A 17399-nucleotide genomic window follows, 5' to 3' on the forward strand; every position below is an offset into this window, starting at 1 on the left:
GATATTATGTAATTTAAAAACATAAATTCTGTATATAAACTCTATAATAACGATAACTATTTTTAAGCAAGCTACAACACAAAAGTGTTTGGTATTCAGAAAGCAAGACAGAGTGGCATAGACTTATTAGTTTACTACAAGTCTCTTTTCGCGTATAAACCTTCAGAAGATTCTAACAGAGGATTGTGTTGTTAACAAAGAGCAGAGTAAAAAGGGATCTAGTCTATGCCTATCAGATTTTGTCCTACCTTAAGTTCGATGATCATACATATACTCACCTTTCAGTGCGTTCTGAAGATCAAAAGTCGTTTTATATTTATCCGTTTGGTATGCGTTTTGATGAAGTAGATGAACGTTCGTTAATGAAAGTATCATTTGATGGAGATGTAATTGAAGGCAAAGAATATCAATATAATAGAACTGGCTATATAATTCATGGTTTTGTTTATCAAGCAAGGAAAGATATTCAAGCAATTTTTCACTTGCATACACCTTCTATTGTAGCGGTTTCTTCTCTCAAAGATGGGCTGCTTCCTATAAGTCAATGGGCACTGCACTTTTACAATAAAATCTCTTACCATAATTATAATTCCCTAGCACTTAGCGATACAGAAGGAAAGAGGTTAATAGCTGATCTGAAAGAAAATTTTGTCATGTTAATGCGTAATCATGGATCTATAACGTGTGGTCGGACTATACAAGAAGCAATGTTTTACTCGTATCATTTAGAACAAGCGTGCAAAACTCAATGTTTAACGTTAGCAATGAATAAGGAGTTATCAATTCCAAGTGAAGAAATTTGCTCAAAAGCTGTAAAGGATCTCCTATCTTTTGAAAGCAATCTTGGTGAGAGGGATTGGCACGCATGGGTTAGACTAATTAAAAGTAAGTTGTAAGAGACTTTCGCACTACTATCTGTCATCCAAGTAGCGACCTTACCCAGAAAAAGTAGAGAGAAAGTTAAGACGTTTTTGGAGTAAAATAAAACGTTTTTTCAAAATATGACAAATAGAAGAGAATATACAGCAGAATTCAAATTAGAAGCTGTTAAGCTGGTTAAAGAAACAGGTCAAGCAAGTACAAAAATAGCAAAAGATCTAGGTATAGATGGCAGTATGTTAAGTAAGAAAATATGATGGAAAAATGTCTGGAGCATACGCATTTCCAGGCAAAGGCTCCTTATAACAAAGAAAGATTTGATCTAAAAAAAGAACTAACAAGAGAAAGAGACATCTTAAAAAAAGCCCTGGGCAAAGAAAAAGAGTAAAGTATTCTTTTATATAGAAATTGCTATAAAACACAGGAACTATGTAGGGTTTTGTACTGGTGGTATTGGTTGCTAAGGAAAAAAGCAGTAAAGAATTAGCAAAAGAAGGGCTTCTAGCAGATATTCAAAAAATAATCAAGCTTCTAAATGCAGATATGGAGCCCCTAAAATTCACGCTGAATTAAAAGCTTTAGGCAAAAATTAAAACAGTACAAAGTGTTATGCAAGAAAATGGCATTAAAGCCAAGTTTAGACGAAGGTTCAAAAATAAAAAACAGCAAATAAGCAACCGAGTTGTGGCTCCGAACACATTGGATCAAAATTTTACTACTGATCAGCCAAATAAAGTTTGGGATTACCTACATAAAAACTAAAGAAGGTTGTTGGCGGCAATAATTGACCTATATTCACGCATGGTGGTTAATGAGTAACATGATAATTAGTTATAGATTCTTTATTGATGGCCGTTGATAAACGCAAACCCGATAAAAATCTGCTGTTACATAGCGATCAAGGGTCACAGTATACCTCTCAAAATTACCAATTTCTATTGAATACAAAAAACATCATTTCCAGCATGAGCCATAAGGGCTGTTGTTACGATAACTCTGTTGCAGAAAAGTTCACTTAAAAGGGAGCTGCTTATTGATACTTCTCGCTCAACAAACCAGAACTGCCATATTTGAATACATAGAAATCTTTTATAACAAATAACGTAGACATTCTACTATTAACTATTGCATTCCTGCACAATTTATTCTCATGATAAAAACGTCTTAACTTTCTCTCTACTTTTTCTGGGTAAGGTCACCTCTTTAGGTGCTCCTTTTTTCTTTCTTATACACACAAAAATCATATAGAATTGTAAATACAGCTTTTTTATTCTGATGCTTTTCAATTCTATAGCTCTGGTTGTCTCTCTATTACTATTTTTCTACATTATCGTAAAAAAACTGAGCGAAAAGAAAGCAAACCTTGAGGGTAATTTATGTAAATTAGAGCAAGAACTTCAAGAAACAAAGCAAACTTTGCTTACGAAGAATGAAGAAATAGTTGATTTAAGGGTCAAAAAAGCAGAACTTGAAGTAACTCTGCAAAAAGAACGTGAGGAAAAGAAAAAGGAAATAGAATTACTAACAAAAGCAGAGGAGAGATTAACAAACACTTTTAAAGCGCTCTCTCTTGATGCTTTGCAAACAAATAACAATAATTTTCTGAACTTAGCAAAGGAAGTAATCGATAGTAAATTAAAAGAAACGGAAAGCGATTTCAAAAAAAGACAAGCAACGATCAACGAAGTTGTAACTCCAATAAAAGAAAAATTAGAAAAATTCGATAATGAAATACGTGAGCTAGAAAAGGAGAGGGTAGGGGCCTATGAAGGTTTAAAGGAGCAAATTGGAGCGCTGATGAACCAAACTTCCAACCTTGCTAATGCCCTGAGGAAACCTCACATTAGGGGCAAATGGGGTGAAATGCAACTCAAAAGAGTGGTAGAAATGGCAGGAATGATTGAGTATTGCGATTTTTTTACTCAGCCGTCAGTGATTGATAAAAACGAGGATAATTTATTGCGTCCTGATTTAATAATCAAAATGCCATCTGGAAAGCAAATAATAATAGATGCTAAAGTGCCGCTTGATTCTTACATGGATGCTATATCACAAAATGATTTGCAAATACAAAAGGAGAAATTAAAGAACCATTCCCTGGCAATAAAAAAACACATAAATGATTTGGGTAAAAAAGAGTATTGGAATCAATTTGAAAATACGCCAGAACTTGTGGTGCTTTTCTTAACAGGGGAGGGGGTTTTTAGCGCAGCACTGGAATATGAGCCTGCTTTGATAGAGATTGGAGTGGAAAAAAAAGTGATCATTGCAACACCGATCACTCTAATTGCGTTGCTGAGAGCAATAGCGTATGGATGGAAGCAAGAGATGATAGCTGAAAACGCAAAGAAAATCAGTGAACTAGGTCATATTTTATATGAGCGCATTTGCACAATGGGTGAAAACTTTGATAATTTGCGCAGGAGCTTAAAAAGTGCTGTTGATCATTATAATAAAACTGCTGGCTCTCTTGAAGCAAGGGTGTTTCCTGCTGCTCGAGAATTCAATAAGCTTGGTATACATGCAAAAAATAAAAGTTTAAGTGCTGCAAAGGAATTAGAGTCTTTACCACGCAGTTTACATACTGAGGAGCTGAAAGTAGATTAGGCATCTTAACAGGGAATGTTCAAAAAAGTGTGTCAAACCAAAAAAAAAGTAATAAATTGATATAAAAAAAATGGAGGTTTGACAATGAGTCAGAAAGTATTAAACAGAACTACCGGTTTGGTAGATTACAAAGAACTGGAAGCAAATATACTGTCATCAATAAGGGAAGGCAGACCATTAACAGGAAGGGATGGAGCATTTACACCATTTATAAAAAAGCTGCTGGAGGCAAGTTTGGAAGGTGAAATAGAAAATCACTTATTAGCTGAAAGTGAAGAGAGGGTTTGGTTGGAAGAAGTGGAGTAGCGAATGGATATACAAAACGCTGGGTCTATATTCAGACTATAGAATAAGGTATTACAAACCGAAAGCATCACCAGCACAATATGTTATAAACTTTGGTAAAGAATCTGCTAGGAAAGCGTAGTGCGGATGCTGCGTTTGACGAGGCGGGAGCTGGAAACGTTAACATGGGAATTTGGATTGAGGCCTATTGTGAAAACAATGGATCAGCCACCAAACCCTAAAGTAGGCGCGCCAGTTCTTGACCCTACATATTTTTTTGAAGGTTAAATCCAGCTTAGGGTCGAGAAACTTAGATAAAGCCATAGCCAAAGTGTTTAAAAATATTAATAATTATACACACAATTATTCAACCATATTTTTGAAGATAGCTATGCCGCCGCGGTATCTCTTAGCCGCTAACAAGTAGCGGGATGACGATTGTTGGTAAATCTAAGTCAGTTTAGCTATAGGCAGCAATTTTCTGTATTTATTTTAAATTGAAGGAAGCTCAAATGAAAGATCATGTTTTGCTAAAAATCACAGAATGCAGTCTAACAGTGAACGGTTACGCTTTTGATCAAAAATGTTGTATAGTACACAATCAATTTTTCTGGATCCAAGTAGTCAAGGCACTGCCTTTGTGTTTGAGGCAAAATCGGCTATAACACTTAACATACTGCCTTTGCAAACAAATGTTCGTACAGTTATGTGTCAGCTACTTGCATGACGCCATTGCCTGAACGGGTACCAATGATTACCTATCAATCTCACCAAAAACTATATCGAGTGAGCCAATAATTGCTGCAACGTCAGCAAGCATGTGTCCTTTTGCCATAAAGTCTAAGGCTTGTAAATGCGCAAAGCCAGGTGCTCTTATTCGGCACCTATAAGGTCTATTGGTACCATCTGAAACTATATACACTCCAAACTCACCTTTTGGTGCCTCAACAACTGCGTAAGCCTCACCTTCTGGTACGTGATATCCTTCTGAATAGAGCTTAAAATGGTGAATCAGAGCTTCCATAGATTTTTTCATCTCTGCTCTTGACGGTGGAGAAATTTTTCTATCTTCAGTTTTTATTTGCCCTTCAGGCATTTTCTCTATGCACTGCTTCACCAAACTGATAGATTGCCTAATCTCTGCCATTCTAACTAGATAACGGTCATAACAGTCGCCATTTTGGCCGATCGGTATATCAAAATCTAGTTGATCATATATCTCATATGGCTGGCTTTTTCGCAAATCCCAAGCAAGCCCAGCAGCGCGCAACATTGGGCCACTAAAGCCCCAATCAAGTGCCTGTTTAATTGATATTTCACTAATTCCTACAGTGCGTTGCTTCCATATCCTATTTTCTGTTAAAAGTTCATCAACATCGTCTATATATTTTGGAAATTGCTCTATAAACTTTGCAATATCCTCAATCAAATCTTCTGGAACATCTGCTGCAATTCCACCTGGCCTGATGTAAGCTGCGTGAAACCTTGCACCTGAAGCTCTTTCGTAAAATTCCAGTATTTTTTCTCTTTCTTCAAAGAGCCATAAAAGAGGGGTCATTGCTCCAACATCAAGTGCTTGAGAAGAAACGTTCAGTAAATGATTTAGTATTCTCGTCAGTTCACAAAACAAGACACGTAAATACTTTGCCCTAATTGGCACTTCACATTGCAACAATTTCTCCACACAAAGTGAATATGCATGCTCTTGTGACATTGGTGATACGTAATCAAGGCGATCAAAATAAGGCAAAGCTTGAAGATACGTTTTATGTTCTATTAATTTTTCAGTACCGCGGTGCAAAAGCCCAATATGGGGATCTGCCCTCTCGATCACTTCACCATCCATCTCTAAAACAAGACGCAACACTCCATGTGCAGCTGGGTGCTGAGGTCCAAAATTTAACATCATTGTCTTTAGATCGGGCATGTCCAGTAGTTTAAGATATTAAAATTGTATAGGCTAAAGTGCGCTCAAAGTCAATAAACTTCTTGCATAGGCTACAACTATCATTCAATAGAAACAAAAACTTTTACAATGGCTAATAAGTGTTGGTAAAACCAAGTCACTTTAGCTATAGAATGACAAAAAAGGTTTGCATTAGCCAAATTTTTAGTTGAAGTAGCATAAGAGGTTAAAGGAAAAGCTTTGTGTTAATGGATTCATTTCAGGTATAGTATAGATAATACCACAATACTTATAAAATGGATCATGTTGTTAATGCGTATAATAGACTTGACACTCCTATAGTCAGGGGAGAAGGGGCATATCTTTTTGATAAAGATGGTAAAAAATATTTAGATTTTGCTGCAGGTATTTCTACAACTTCTTTAGGGCATTGTCATCCATACATTACAGATAAGCTGAAAGAGCAATCGAGCTCATTATGGCACTGCTCTAACATTTTCACTATTCCCGAGCAAGAAAGGCTTGCCGAGCGTTTAACAACCCTTACTTTTGCAGATAAAGTTTTTTTCTGCTCAAGTGGGCTTGAAGCAACAGAAGCTGCAATTAAGTTTATTCGTCGTTACTTTTATTCAAAAGGGCAAGCAAAACGTAATCGTATTATTACAATTGAAGGAGGCTTTCATGGCCGCAGTATTGCTGCAATTTCTGCTGGAGGCAATGAAAAATCACGCGAAGGTTTTGCTCCGCTCCTTTCTGGTTTTGATAAAGTGCCAAGAAATGACATTAAAGCATTAGAAGAAAAAATCAACAATGAAATAGCTGCTGTATTTTTAGAGCCCATACAAAGCGAAGGTGGAGTATATCCACTAGACGTAGAATATCTTCAAAAAGTAAGGGAAATAACAAAAGCTCAAGGAATAATTTTGTGCTTTGATGAAGTGCAGTGCGGATATGGACGCATCGGTTCTTTATTTCATTATCAAAATGTCGGCATTGAACCTGATATGCTAACCTGTGCGAAGGCTATGGGTAACGGTTTTCCTGTAGCTGCATGTTTAGTGAAAGATTATATAGCAGAAGCAATTACTCCAGGAACTCATGGATCAACCTATGGTGGCAATCCACTTGCCATGACTGTTGGTAATGCAGTGCTCGATATAATGCTAAAAGAAGGCTTTTTTGATCATGTTAAAAGAATTAGTAAATATTTAAAAGAAAAGCTGTTGCTTTTAGCTAAAGAATTTCCTGAGATGATTTTAGAAGTTCGTGGAGAAGGGTTACTAATGGGAATAGAACTAGCAACTCTTGTAGCTGATAAAATTATTAGTCGATCTCTTGATAAAGGTTTAATAATAACTAGGGTTTTAAACAACAAAGTAGTAAGGGTAACCCCACCACTTATCATTGAGGATGAGCATGTGAACGCAGCGTGTAATATGCTTTATGATTTGTTTTTAAAGATTAAAGGTATATAAAATTCGGCAATATAAATTCAGGCTTGCAAATGCCTCTCATAACATGTAAAATTAATTTTATTTTTTATCACAATAACATCGTACTTTAATGGATTGGTTATTGGTCTTAGTATCATCAGCAATTTTTGTTTTGTTAGTTTTATCGTTTTTGTTCTCAGGAGCAGAAATAGGCTTAACCTCAATTAGCCGTTCTCGAGTTAATAAGCTAAAGCTAGACGGTAACAAAAAAGCCAGGGTAATAGATCGCTTATTAAATAGGAAAGAATTGACAATAGGAACGGTATTGCTCGGCAATACAATTATTAATATTACTTGCTCTGCTTTATTTACATCAATATTTATCAATCTTTTTGGAAATGAGGGCATTCTCCTATCAACAATTATAATGACATTTTGTATTTTATTGTTCTGCGAAGTTCTACCAAAAACTTATGCTATTCAAAATCCTGAAAAATTTGCATCATTTTCTGCTTATTTTGTATTGTTTTTTGTAAAGATTTTTTCTCCATTGACACTAGGTATTCAATTTATTGTTAACCTCATCCTAAAATTATGTGGGCTGCATAAAGATAAGGAAGTGATATCTGCAGCGGATGCAATGCGTAATATGATTACTCTTCACCGCAGTGAAGGAACTATGTTGCAACAGGATTTAGATATGCTAAGCAGCATACTTGATTTGGCTGAGACAGAGATATCACAAATTATGACCCATAGAAGAAACCTATTTTCTCTTGATATAGATCGGAATAAAGAAGAGTTAATAAGAGAGATTTTAACCAGCAGTCACAGTAGAGTACCTTTATGGCAGAAGGAACCAGATAACATTGTAGGTGTAATTCACGTGAAAGCTCTAATAAATGCTTTGCGTGAAAAGAATAATAAAGCGGAAGAAGTTGACATTACCCAAGTTATGTCAAGGCCTTGGTTCATACCAGAAAGTACACCGCTCAGCGTGCAACTTCACAACTTCCGTAAGAACAGGAAACACCTTGCATTTGTTATTGATGAGTATGGAGCACTGCAGGGAATTGTAACTCTTGAGGATATACTGGAAGAAATAGTTGGAGAAATTTCGGATGAACATGATTTGATTACGGAGAATTTTATAAAGAAAATATCTGATAATATGTATCACATAGAAGGAAAATCTACTATTAGGGACATTAACAGGCAGTTATACTGGAATCTCCCTGATGAAGAAGCTACAACTCTAGCAGGTATGATTGTGAATGAAATAGAGCGCATTCCTGACGAAGGCGAGGAGTTTTCCATGTATGGTTTTCGCTTTAAGATTTTAAAAAAAGATAAAAATATTATTACTGTTGTTGAAGTGCAAGTAAAAATTGGTAATATTAGTGGCAGCAATTAATTAGTGGAGTTTCATGGAAGATACAGTAAAAATAACGGCTGAAGAGTTGAAGGGTTACATAGAGAGAATCGAAAAACTTGAACAAGAAAAGAGGGATGTGCAAGATCACATTCGTGATGTATATGCAAAAGCCGCAGATGAAGGTTGGGATATAAAAGTGATGAAACAAATTATTAGGCTGAGGAAGATGGATGATGATGACAGAGAGGAACAAGAAATATTGCTTGATACCTATAAACGTGCATTGGGAATGAGCTACGAAGAAGAGTTAAGTGAATAGCAGAATTGTAATTGGAATAAGTGGAGCATCTGGTTCTATTTACGGTGTGCGTATTTTAGAAGCGTTGAAAGACGTCGATTATGAAACTCATTTAGTGATAAGTCGTGCTGGGAAAGTAACTTTAGCTCACGAGATTAAAGAAAAACTTGAAGATATTACATCACTTGCAGATTTTTACTATTCTGAAGAAAAGATTGGAGAAAAAATAGCAAGCGGCTCATTTAAAACCTCAGGGATGATTGTAGCACCATGCTCTATGAAGACAATGTCTGAAATCGCATCAGGTGTTACTTCCAATCTATTGACAAGGGCTGCAGATGTAACGCTAAAAGAAAGAAGAAAGTTAGTTCTTATGGTGCGAGAGTCACCACTGCATCTTGGGCATTTACAAAATATGTTAAAATTAACGGAGATGGGAGCAATTATTGCTCCACCAGTGCCTGCTTTTTATATTAAACCGAAATCGTTGGATGATATTATTAATCATTCTGTTGGCAAAGTATTGGATTTATTTGATATCAAATTACCCGACTTTAAGGAGTGGCAAGGAAGTGACAATTATTATTGATGGTAAAAAAATAGCAAACGACCTATGTGAGAGGCTATCACAAAAAATTGATATTTTAAAGAGAGAGTATAACATTTTTCCTTGCCTGAAAGTAATTCTCATGGGTAGCAATCCAGCAAGTCAGGTTTATGTTCGCAACAAACAGAAAAAAGCAGAATCAATAGGCATAAGTTCTGAGACCATTGTTTTGCCTAATAATATTTTAGAAGATGAATTAATTGAAAAAATCAATGAATTAAATGAAGATCCATCTGTGCATGGCATTTTAGTGCAATTGCCTTTACCAAATCATATTAGTGCAAGCAGAGTAATTAACACAGTAAGTGTTGAAAAAGATGTAGATGGCTTTCATGATGAAAACGTTGGCAAATTAGTTAAAGGTGAAAAAAACTGCCTTATACCTTGCACTCCTAAAGGTTCTTTGCATTTAATTAAGTCAATTGAAGAGAACCTTTCCGGTAAAAACGCAGTGGTAATTGGTAGGTCAAATATCGTGGGCAAGCCAATGTTTTACCTGCTATTGCAAGAAAACTGCACTGTCACCATCTTGCATTCACAAAGCAAGGATTTAGCTGAATATTGCTCTAAAGCGGATATAGTAGTTGCAGCAGTCGGAAAGCCAAATTTTGTTCAAGCAGACTGGATAAAGAAAGGTGCAATAGTGATCGATGTTGGCATAAATAGCGTTAACGTAGGAAAGCTTGTAGGTGATGTTGACTTTGAAGGAATAAAAGGGAAAGCCAAAGCTATGACCCCAGTACCCGGGGGCGTTGGCCCAATGACCATTGCATTTCTAATGATGAACACTGTTATTGCTGCTTGCTTGCAAAAGGGAGTTGATGCTTCTGATTTCATTAGTTGAGGTATGAAGAGGAAAGCTATATGAAGATAGAATGTACCATATCACAATTAATAAAAAATTGAGATTTTTGAAATTCCTCAGTAGTCAAATTTATTAAATATTTAGGATCATCATCTATTCTTTTTTCTCTACAAGTATAGCTAAAGTGGCTTAGGTTTACCTACAATTTGAAAAACAACAAATTCGTCATTCCGCTACTCGTTAGCGGAATCTATGCTGAGATACCGCGGCGGTATGACGTAGGGAAACCTTTCTTGGGTTAGCTATAGTTAGTGGAATTGCAAAGTTTCTAGGCATAAAAAGCTTTGAACCTAATATATGAGCCAAACTTGATTTTCCAACCGTAGATACACCTGTAATAAAAATAATAGTCTTCATTTTGTGAATTTACTTGCTATATGAACTATCGGAGAAATTTTTTTATAGTTTATAGTATCTGACCTTACCCAGAAAAAGTGGAGAGAAAGTTTGGAATGTTTTTCACAAAGAGAATGATGAATCAAAATGCTCAGGAATGCAATAGTTAATAGTGACGTTGTTTGTTATAAAAAATTTCTATATATTCAAATATAGCAGTTTTGATATGCTGTTTAGAGTGCCGAGAGGTGTCTATTGGTAACTCCCTTTTTAGAGAACTGAAGAAGCTTTCCACAACAGAATTGTCGTAACAACAACCTTTATAACTCATCTATGTTTTTTATGGATAAGAGATATTGATAACCTTGCGAAGTATATTGTGAACCTTGATCACTATGTAATAGTAGATTTTTGGCAGGTTTACGCTTGTTAACGGCCATTAATAAAGAGTCCATAACCAATTGTTTATTTATTGAACTGCTCATTGACCAGCCAACTACCATGCGTGAATATAGATCGATTATTGTTGCCAAATATAGCCATCCTTCTTTGGTTTTTATATAAGTAATCCCATACTTTATTTGGTTGATCGACAATAAAGTTTTGGTCTAATATATTGGGAGCTACGACTCTACTGTCCGTTTGTTGTTTCTTAATTTTAAATTTTCTTCTCAATATAGCCTGAATACCATTTTTCTGCATAATACTTTGCACTGTTTTTAAGTTGCAACTTTTACCCAAAGCCTTCAATTCAGCATGAATTTTAGGAGCTCCATATCTACATTTAGAAACTTGATATATTTTTTGAATAGCTGCGAGTAGCTCTTTATTTGCTGATTCTCTACTGCTTATTTTTCTTGTGGTCCACTTATAGTAGCCACTAGCAGAAAATCCTACATAATTCCTGTACTTTATAGCAGTTACTATGCTCTTTTATAAAAAAATATTTTACTCTTTTTGACTGGCCAGGGCTTTTTTTTAAATGTCTCTTTCCCTTGTTACTCTTGCTAACTCTCTTTGTAAATCAAACCTCTCTTTGTCGTAAGGAGCCATGTTACCTCTACCTGGAAATGCATTTGCCGCTGACTTTTTTTCGTTATATTTCTTCATCCATTTTCCTAATACACTATCCCTTATTCCTAGATCTCTTGCTACTTTTGCAACTGGTTGACCTACCTTTCTTTGTTCATTTGCCAGCTTAACAGCTTCCAATTTGAATTCTGCCGTATATTCTCTTGCCATTTCTAATCCTCCAAAATTTTATTTTACCCGAAAAAACTCCTTTCTTTCTCTCCACTTTTTCTGGGTAAGGTCAATATACCAGTGCCGAAAATAGTTGACAAAGATTGTGTATACTTATTACAATTGTTTGGGTACCAGAAGTTTTTACGGCAACAAAGTATGCACTAACTATAAGTAAGGAAGACTTTAAGCAGGCAATAAAAAAAATGAAGTAACGTTTAAAAGAGATTGAAGGAGAGAAGAAAAAGGTAAAAGGGAATACGGCAGAAAATGAATCTTATTACAAATAGCATAAAGGGCTTTTATTCTAGTGTTAAATCGGACCTAGATTGGCAAGCCAAACGTAGTCTTATTAGAACATTAGTAAAAGAAGTCAACATTGATCTTGATAAAGTAGATGTAGTATTTAAGATCAAAGAACTTGAAAACCCCGCCCAGAATGGACAAAATCAAAAGATGGTACATTGTCTAAGGGGTCTGGGCACTGGGATGACATCTTTTTTCTTGGTACAAATTACTCTTATGTCTCAATATTTGTACAGTTGTGTTATCGGCTGTTTGATGTTTACAACGCAGAAAGTTCATACGGTTGTAAGTCAAGCGGTAGGATGACAAGATTTTGCAAGGGTATTTTTTTTATAGGAGATTAATATGGAAATTTTTCTTGATAGCGTTGATTTAAATGAAATTAAAGGACTAAAGGAGTTCATTGACGGCATAACAACTAATCCTTCTTTAATAGCAAAGTCCGGGCGTAAAGATAAATACGAGGATTTAGTGCGTGAAATATGCTCTATTATAAAAGGGCCTGTTAGTGTTGAAGTTGTTGCAGATAGCCATGAAGAGATGATCACAGAAGGTCTGAATTTAGCAAAAATTGCTGATAATGTTGTGATCAAATTACCTCTTACACATGAAGGATTAATTTCTTGTAAAAAGTTATGGACAGAGCATAAAATACCTGTTAACATCACATTATGTTTTTCTCCTGGACAAGCACTGCTTGCCGCTAAGGTCGGTGCTTGTTTTATTTCCCCCTTTGTTGGTCGCCTTGATGATATAAGCTATGATGGCTTATCGCTAATAGAAGATATATGTACTATATATTCTAATTACGGTTTTGATACTAAAGTTCTTGTTGCATCAGTGAGAAGCCCAGCGCATGTAATAGAAGCTGCAAGGCTTGGTGCTGATTCAATTACTGTGCCAGCAAAAGTACTTAGACAATTAATTAATCACCCACTTACTGACCAAGGGCTAGCAATATTTGAAAAAGACTGGGGTGTAAAATAATAGACGGTTACAAATGAACATAAAAATTGGCGTATCCGTTCAGGCAATGGCGTCAACTTAAGAGCCTTCATTAGCAAACTCTCCTAAAGACATGATGGCGTTTGCTACCTTATTGCGGCTGCCCTGGTCGAATTTTAACTTTATAGCTAACCCAAGAAAGGTTTCCCTACATCATACCGCCGCGGCGCTAACGAGTAGCGGAATGACGAATTTGTTGTTTTTCAAATTGTAGGTAAACCTAAAGCTATAGAAAAAAAGAAGAACCAGTTTCTTAGTTCTTCATTGACATAATCCACTCCATATGCCATAATAAAATTTTATATCTTGGAGAAGGAAATGACATTAAGGTTAATACTACAAGAAGTCAACAGTAGTCCAGACCTGAGTGCAGAAAATGTAGTTGAGAAAATCAAAGATGAACTACAGCAGAAGCTTCCAGATATCTACAGTGAGTGGGAAAGTAACCAGTTTGATATAAATCACACATTTGAAGTACTTAATTGTGGTTTATTACTTATAGCAGCTAAAAATGGTTGTGGAAAAGTAGTAAAACACCTAATAAAAAGCGGGGCTAATGTTAATGTACAAGATGTATGGAAAAAAACCTCTTTACATTATTCTGCTCAGTATGGGTATACGCAAGTAGTAGAAGTTTTGCTAGAAGAGGGAGCAGACGTTAATGCACAAGATGAAGATAAAGAGATTCCTTTACATGTAGCTGCTGGCAAAAGAGATATAGAAATAGTGCAAATGTTATTGGAGAAAGTGGCAAATGTTAATCTACAGGATAAATCTGGAGGAACTGCTTTGCACTATGCTACATGTAATGCTAACATATGTACTCCTATGAAGGATGATAGTGCAGCAAAGATAGCGGGACTTTTATTACAAAGAGGAGTAGATGTTAATATAAAAGACGAGGATGGAAAAACTCCTTTGCATTATGCTATTGGTTATGAACTTATACAAACAATAGAAATGCTATTAAAAAAAGGTGCAGATGCTAATATAAAAGACAAGGATGGAAGGGCACCTTTATACTATGCTACTCTTAATTATAGTTACCGTAATATAAGGTTAGGAGGAAAACTGCTACTAGATTGTGACACAACTTTACTAGGTAATTTTTATGAACCTTACAAACCTAGTCCAAGGATGGCAAAACTCCTGCTAAATTATGGTGCAAATCCATCATGCATCCATAGACCTAAAGCTATAACAGCAGGAATTACTGTGGGTGTTATATCTGCTGTTGTAGTTCCACTAGTACTTGCCTATGCCACTGCATTACCTGCACTAGCAATAATTGGAATGACTGTAGCATCTGTACTGATAGTTGGTGGTATTACCTATGGAGTTGCATATAAGTCATCAGAGCATTCATTAAACAGTAAGCTAAGTGAGGTTAGCTGCAGTAATGTTGATGGAAATAAACAAACTGTATAACCATAATTATTAGTTCACCACAGTAACCGCACCATGGCAGTGTTTGTATTTCTTTCCGGAGTTGCAAGGACATTTGTCATTTCTTGAGACTTTGGGAAGTCTGCTATTTCTAGCAGAATGTAACCTATTGCCTATCTCTTGGTTGTCTGCCAACTTAAAGTGTGCTAAGCGGTGAATGGTGAGTTCCTTCCATTTTTCAAGCATTGACTCAAACATCAAGAAAGCTTCGCGTTTAAATTCATTCAGTGGATCTTTCTGCCCCATAGCACGTAAGCTTATGCTTTGTCTTAGGCTCTCTAGAACTGAAAGGTGTTCCCTCCATAAATGATCAAGTGTCATTATCATCATTTGCTTCACGATCGTATTCCACAAATCTGTAGTGTGCTGACTGTTGAAATATTTTTCTTTCTCAGTAAAAAATTCTTGTATCTTATCATTTATATAATTCAAAGCTTCTTGTTTATTCAAAAACTTTGCCAAGTCTTCTTTATCAAGCGTTATTCCATACCTTGTATGGAATTCTTTGGCTATATCTTCAACATAATCTTCGTAATAGCCACTTTGGATTATACCTTCTACTACGCTCTCATTTACTTCGCTATACACTTCAAATATATCATTAATTTCGTTGCCTAAGATATTGTTTCTCTGCTTAAAAATAACTTTACGTTGGTTATTGATTACGTCATCAAACTTAAGTAGAGATTTCCGCACGTCATAGTTTCTAGCTTCAACTTTCTTTTGCGCTTTCTCGAGTGCCTTATTGATCCATGGATGATGAATAGCTTCGTTATTCTTTAACCCTACTTTTTGTAAAAAGCTTCTCATTCTATCAGAGCCAAATATTCTCATTAGGTCATCTTCGAGCGATAAAAAGAACTTAGAAAGTCCAGGATCCCCCTGACGACCAGAACGGCCGCGTAATTGATCATCTATTCTCCTGCTTTCATGTCTTTCGGTTCCAACCACGCATAAACCACCAGCTTTTATAGCAATTTCCTTATCTTTTTTTACTCTTTCAACTATTTCTTGGTATTTTTTTTCTCTTTCATCAGCATTTTTTATCTTCTTTAGCTCCACCTTTGCAATCATTTCAGCATTTCCACCAAGCTGAATATCAGTTCCACGTCCTGCCATGTTAGTTGCTATAGTGATACTACCTGGCACTCCAGCTTGCGCTATTATGTACGCCTCTTGTTCATGATAACGAGCATTTAATACTGAATGCTTAAGAGAATGGCTTTGCAAAAGCGCAGAAAGCTTCTCAGAGTTTTCGATGCTCACCGTGCCAACAAGGACCGGTTGAAGGCGTTTGTAGCATTCTTCTATAAACTTCAACACAGCATTAAATTTTTCCTTTTCTGTACCGTAAATTTCATCATCAATATCAACTCTTTTTACAGGTACATTGGTTGGAATTTTTACTACATTTAATCTGTATATATCACGAAACTCTTCTGCCTCTGTTGCTGCTGTTCCCGTCATTCCGGAAAGTTTATTGTACATACGAAAGTAATTCTGAAATGTGACCGATGCTAAAGTTTGGTTTTCATGCTGAATTTCAAGATTCTCCTTCGCTTCAAGTGCCTGATGAAGACCATCGGAATATCTCCTGCCCTCCATCATACGCCCAGTAAATTCATCAATAATCACTACCTTGCCATCCTTTACTATATAATCTTTATCAGCAGTAAACAGCTTATATGCACGTAATGCTTGGTCTATATAATGAGTCATTATCATGCTGTCAGTATCATAAAGCGAGGAATTTTCAGGAATGAGATTGTATGACCTTAGTAGTTCCTCCACTCGTGAAATACCATCTTCAGTCAAGAATACCGTTCTACCTTTTTCATCTACTTCATAATCGGAGTCAACTAATTTGGTTACTATTTTATTGATATGCTTATATATCTGATTGTTTTCCTCAACCGGGCCAGAAATAATAAGCGGAGTGCGAGCTTCATCAATGAGTATTGAGTCCACTTCATCAACTATTCCGTAGTGAAAGCCTCTCTGAACCATGTCTTCTTGAGAAAATTTCATATTGTCTCGCAGGTAATCAAAGGCAAGCTCGTTATTTGTGGAATACACGATATCTGCACTGTAAGCCTCTTTCCTCTCTTCGTCTGTCAAGTTATTCGTAATAAACGCAACAGAAACCCCAAGAGAATTATATAATTTGCTCATCCACTCTGTGTCTCGTTTTGCAAGGTAGTCATTAACAGTTACGACGTGCACGCCTTTCCCTTCTAAGGAATTTAGATATGCTGCTAAAGTTGCAACGAGTGTCTTTCCCTCTCCTGTTTTCATTTCTGATATCATGCCATTGTGGAGCACCATTCCACCAATCAGTTGAACATCAAAGTGCCTCATGTTAAGAAACCTTCGAGAGGCTTCACGCACAACTGCAAATGCAGGTACGAGAAGATCATTTAACGTTTTCCCATTTTTCAATTCTTGTTTGAATTCTTCAGTTTTACCAGCAAGCTCCTCATCAGATAAACTCTGCATTTCTGTTTCTAATGCATTTATTTGCTGAACAATTTTCCTAAAGGATTTTATTATCTTCTTGTTTGTGGAACCAAATATCTTTCTTATAAAAAAGAATGACAACGTAAAAATGAAAAATATAAGAATGGCTGTCAAAATTAGCGGAGAATCTAGCATAAACTTAAGTAAAGTCTTATTTAATATGAGATTATATTACTAAATGCAGCCTGCGGCAATTACATATTAGATTTGGGGAGTCTTTGGAAAGTCTTTTTTAAATCAAGAATTAAGAGTTTGCCAGGCAATTCCTACCCTCGAAGGCCTTTCTATCAAC

At 35.9% G+C, this 17399-nt stretch carries 20 protein-coding genes and 2 pseudogenes; 16 read left to right on the forward strand and 6 right to left on the reverse strand.

Going from position 1 to position 17399, the window contains the following annotated elements:
- The first annotated feature begins 185 nt into the window (after nucleotides 1-185).
- From ACICQD_RS02550 to ACICQD_RS02585, 8 genes and pseudogenes are all read left to right on the forward strand, one after another.
- Entirely contained in the window at nucleotides 186-896 is a 711-nt protein-coding gene (locus tag ACICQD_RS02550; protein WP_010082280.1) for a class II aldolase/adducin family protein, read from the forward strand.
- Between the two features lie 105 nt (nucleotides 897-1001).
- Complete coding sequence (locus tag ACICQD_RS02555) at nucleotides 1002-1136, forward strand: IS3 family transposase (protein ID WP_007548354.1); 135 nt, start codon at nucleotides 1002-1004, stop codon at nucleotides 1134-1136.
- Nucleotides 1133-1267 carry a hypothetical protein gene (locus ACICQD_RS02560; protein WP_007548353.1) on the forward strand — a complete coding sequence of 45 codons (135 nt, stop codon included), beginning with the start codon at nucleotides 1133-1135 and terminating at the stop codon, nucleotides 1265-1267. Before ACICQD_RS02555 ends, ACICQD_RS02560 begins: the two co-directional genes overlap by 4 nt.
- A gap of 221 nt (nucleotides 1268-1488) precedes the next feature.
- Complete coding sequence (locus ACICQD_RS02565) at nucleotides 1489-1641, forward strand: transposase (RefSeq protein ID WP_022626429.1); 153 nt, start codon at nucleotides 1489-1491, stop codon at nucleotides 1639-1641.
- A 71-nt stretch (nucleotides 1642-1712) separates the two neighbouring features.
- A complete protein-coding gene (locus ACICQD_RS02570) occupies nucleotides 1713-1898 on the forward strand; it encodes a DDE-type integrase/transposase/recombinase (RefSeq protein ID WP_338062968.1) in 186 nt (61 codons plus the stop codon).
- A gap of 256 nt (nucleotides 1899-2154) precedes the next feature.
- A complete protein-coding gene (rmuC, locus tag ACICQD_RS02575; protein ID WP_151807714.1) occupies nucleotides 2155-3486 on the forward strand; it encodes a DNA recombination protein RmuC in 1332 nt (443 codons plus the stop codon).
- An 84-nt stretch (nucleotides 3487-3570) separates the two neighbouring features.
- A pseudogene (locus ACICQD_RS02580) lies at nucleotides 3571-3765 on the forward strand (IS256 family transposase); the annotation flags it as partial.
- A 589-nt stretch (nucleotides 3766-4354) separates the two neighbouring features.
- Nucleotides 4355-4498, forward strand: a complete 144-nt coding sequence (locus ACICQD_RS02585; protein ID WP_153296793.1) for a hypothetical protein — start codon at nucleotides 4355-4357, stop codon at nucleotides 4496-4498.
- Nucleotides 4499-4525: 27 nt separating this feature from the next.
- Here the strand turns inward: ACICQD_RS02585 and ACICQD_RS02590 are convergent, their stop codons facing one another.
- Nucleotides 4526-5698, reverse strand: a complete 1173-nt coding sequence (locus ACICQD_RS02590) for an NADH-quinone oxidoreductase subunit D (protein ID WP_010962676.1) — start codon at nucleotides 5696-5698, stop codon at nucleotides 4526-4528.
- A gap of 275 nt (nucleotides 5699-5973) precedes the next feature.
- Here ACICQD_RS02590 and ACICQD_RS02595 point away from each other — a divergent pair, with 275 nt between their 5' ends.
- The 5 genes from ACICQD_RS02595 (at nucleotide 5974) to folD (ending at nucleotide 10234) form a co-directional block, all read left to right on the forward strand.
- Nucleotides 5974-7152, forward strand: coding sequence for an aspartate aminotransferase family protein (locus tag ACICQD_RS02595; RefSeq protein ID WP_395461524.1), 1179 nt, complete (start codon nucleotides 5974-5976; stop codon nucleotides 7150-7152).
- An 88-nt stretch (nucleotides 7153-7240) separates the two neighbouring features.
- Nucleotides 7241-8524 (forward strand): HlyC/CorC family transporter, encoded by a 1284-nt coding sequence (locus ACICQD_RS02600; RefSeq protein WP_395461525.1) that lies wholly within the window; start codon nucleotides 7241-7243, stop codon nucleotides 8522-8524.
- A gap of 13 nt (nucleotides 8525-8537) precedes the next feature.
- Nucleotides 8538-8804, forward strand: coding sequence for a DUF2312 domain-containing protein (locus ACICQD_RS02605; protein ID WP_010082293.1), 267 nt, complete (start codon nucleotides 8538-8540; stop codon nucleotides 8802-8804).
- Nucleotides 8797-9372 carry a UbiX family flavin prenyltransferase gene (locus tag ACICQD_RS02610; RefSeq protein ID WP_010082294.1) on the forward strand — a complete coding sequence of 192 codons (576 nt, stop codon included), beginning with the start codon at nucleotides 8797-8799 and terminating at the stop codon, nucleotides 9370-9372. The genes ACICQD_RS02605 and ACICQD_RS02610 overlap by 8 nt, the downstream gene beginning before the upstream one ends.
- The gene (gene folD, locus ACICQD_RS02615) at nucleotides 9356-10234 is read left to right on the forward strand and encodes a bifunctional methylenetetrahydrofolate dehydrogenase/methenyltetrahydrofolate cyclohydrolase FolD (RefSeq protein WP_209472766.1); all 879 of its coding nucleotides are present in this window, start codon (nucleotides 9356-9358) and stop codon (nucleotides 10232-10234) included. The genes ACICQD_RS02610 and folD overlap by 17 nt, the downstream gene beginning before the upstream one ends.
- A 523-nt stretch (nucleotides 10235-10757) precedes the next feature.
- Here folD and ACICQD_RS02620 read toward each other — a convergent pair.
- From ACICQD_RS02620 to ACICQD_RS02635, 4 genes and pseudogenes are all read right to left on the reverse strand, one after another.
- Entirely contained in the window at nucleotides 10758-10922 is a 165-nt protein-coding gene (locus ACICQD_RS02620; protein ID WP_080717620.1) for an IS3 family transposase, read from the reverse strand.
- Nucleotides 10912-11187: a DDE-type integrase/transposase/recombinase gene (locus tag ACICQD_RS02625; RefSeq protein ID WP_213862870.1), complete on the reverse strand. Its 276-nt coding sequence runs from the start codon at nucleotides 11185-11187 to the stop codon at nucleotides 10912-10914. Before ACICQD_RS02625 ends, ACICQD_RS02620 begins: the two co-directional genes overlap by 11 nt.
- Nucleotides 11188-11263: 76 nt before the next feature.
- Nucleotides 11264-11518: pseudogene (locus ACICQD_RS02630) on the reverse strand (IS3 family transposase); the annotation flags it as partial.
- A 51-nt stretch (nucleotides 11519-11569) separates the two neighbouring features.
- Entirely contained in the window at nucleotides 11570-11833 is a 264-nt protein-coding gene (locus tag ACICQD_RS02635) for a transposase (protein WP_251371797.1), read from the reverse strand.
- Between the two features lie 270 nt (nucleotides 11834-12103).
- Between ACICQD_RS02635 and ACICQD_RS02640 the strand changes: the two genes are divergently transcribed.
- The 3 genes from ACICQD_RS02640 (at nucleotide 12104) to ACICQD_RS02650 (ending at nucleotide 14572) form a co-directional block, all read left to right on the forward strand.
- Complete coding sequence (locus ACICQD_RS02640; RefSeq protein WP_213862869.1) at nucleotides 12104-12445, forward strand: hypothetical protein; 342 nt, start codon at nucleotides 12104-12106, stop codon at nucleotides 12443-12445.
- A 39-nt stretch (nucleotides 12446-12484) separates the two neighbouring features.
- The gene (gene fsa / locus ACICQD_RS02645; RefSeq protein ID WP_007552982.1) at nucleotides 12485-13126 is read left to right on the forward strand and encodes a fructose-6-phosphate aldolase; all 642 of its coding nucleotides are present in this window, start codon (nucleotides 12485-12487) and stop codon (nucleotides 13124-13126) included.
- Nucleotides 13127-13462: 336 nt separating this feature from the next.
- Nucleotides 13463-14572 (forward strand): ankyrin repeat domain-containing protein, encoded by a 1110-nt coding sequence (locus tag ACICQD_RS02650; RefSeq protein WP_264373843.1) that lies wholly within the window; start codon nucleotides 13463-13465, stop codon nucleotides 14570-14572.
- 9 nt (nucleotides 14573-14581) lie between these two features.
- Here the strand turns inward: ACICQD_RS02650 and secA are convergent, their stop codons facing one another.
- Complete coding sequence (secA, locus tag ACICQD_RS02655) at nucleotides 14582-17242, reverse strand: preprotein translocase subunit SecA (protein WP_395461526.1); 2661 nt, start codon at nucleotides 17240-17242, stop codon at nucleotides 14582-14584.
- Between the last annotated feature and the right edge of the window lie 157 nt (nucleotides 17243-17399).

It is taken from the genome of Wolbachia endosymbiont (group A) of Therophilus tumidulus (genome assembly GCF_964277345.1).
Classification (GTDB): domain Bacteria; phylum Pseudomonadota; class Alphaproteobacteria; order Rickettsiales; family Anaplasmataceae; genus Wolbachia; species Wolbachia pipientis.

Bases quoted from the DNA above. Each gene is read 5' to 3' on its own strand.
- ACICQD_RS02555 (WP_007548354.1), top strand. From the start codon at position 1,002: ATGACAAATAGAAGAGAATATACAGCAGAATTCAAATTAGAAGCTGTT.
- ACICQD_RS02560 (WP_007548353.1), top strand. From the start codon at position 1,133: ATGATGGAAAAATGTCTGGAGCATACGCATTTCCAGGCAAAGGCTCCT.
- ACICQD_RS02565 (WP_022626429.1), top strand. From the start codon at position 1,489: ATGCAAGAAAATGGCATTAAAGCCAAGTTTAGACGAAGGTTCAAAAAT.
- rmuC (WP_151807714.1), top strand. From the start codon at position 2,155: ATGCTTTTCAATTCTATAGCTCTGGTTGTCTCTCTATTACTATTTTTC.
- ACICQD_RS02585 (WP_153296793.1), top strand. From the start codon at position 4,355: ATGTTGTATAGTACACAATCAATTTTTCTGGATCCAAGTAGTCAAGGC.
- ACICQD_RS02590 (WP_010962676.1), bottom strand. From the start codon at position 5,698: ATGCCCGATCTAAAGACAATGATGTTAAATTTTGGACCTCAGCACCCA.
- ACICQD_RS02595 (WP_395461524.1), top strand. From the start codon at position 5,974: ATGGATCATGTTGTTAATGCGTATAATAGACTTGACACTCCTATAGTC.
- ACICQD_RS02600 (WP_395461525.1), top strand. From the start codon at position 7,241: ATGGATTGGTTATTGGTCTTAGTATCATCAGCAATTTTTGTTTTGTTA.
- ACICQD_RS02605 (WP_010082293.1), top strand. From the start codon at position 8,538: ATGGAAGATACAGTAAAAATAACGGCTGAAGAGTTGAAGGGTTACATA.
- ACICQD_RS02620 (WP_080717620.1), bottom strand. From the start codon at position 10,922: ATGAGTTATAAAGGTTGTTGTTACGACAATTCTGTTGTGGAAAGCTTC.
- ACICQD_RS02635 (WP_251371797.1), bottom strand. From the start codon at position 11,833: ATGGCAAGAGAATATACGGCAGAATTCAAATTGGAAGCTGTTAAGCTG.
- ACICQD_RS02640 (WP_213862869.1), top strand. From the start codon at position 12,104: ATGAATCTTATTACAAATAGCATAAAGGGCTTTTATTCTAGTGTTAAA.
- fsa (WP_007552982.1), top strand. From the start codon at position 12,485: ATGGAAATTTTTCTTGATAGCGTTGATTTAAATGAAATTAAAGGACTA.
- ACICQD_RS02650 (WP_264373843.1), top strand. From the start codon at position 13,463: ATGACATTAAGGTTAATACTACAAGAAGTCAACAGTAGTCCAGACCTG.
- secA (WP_395461526.1), bottom strand. From the start codon at position 17,242: ATGCTAGATTCTCCGCTAATTTTGACAGCCATTCTTATATTTTTCATT.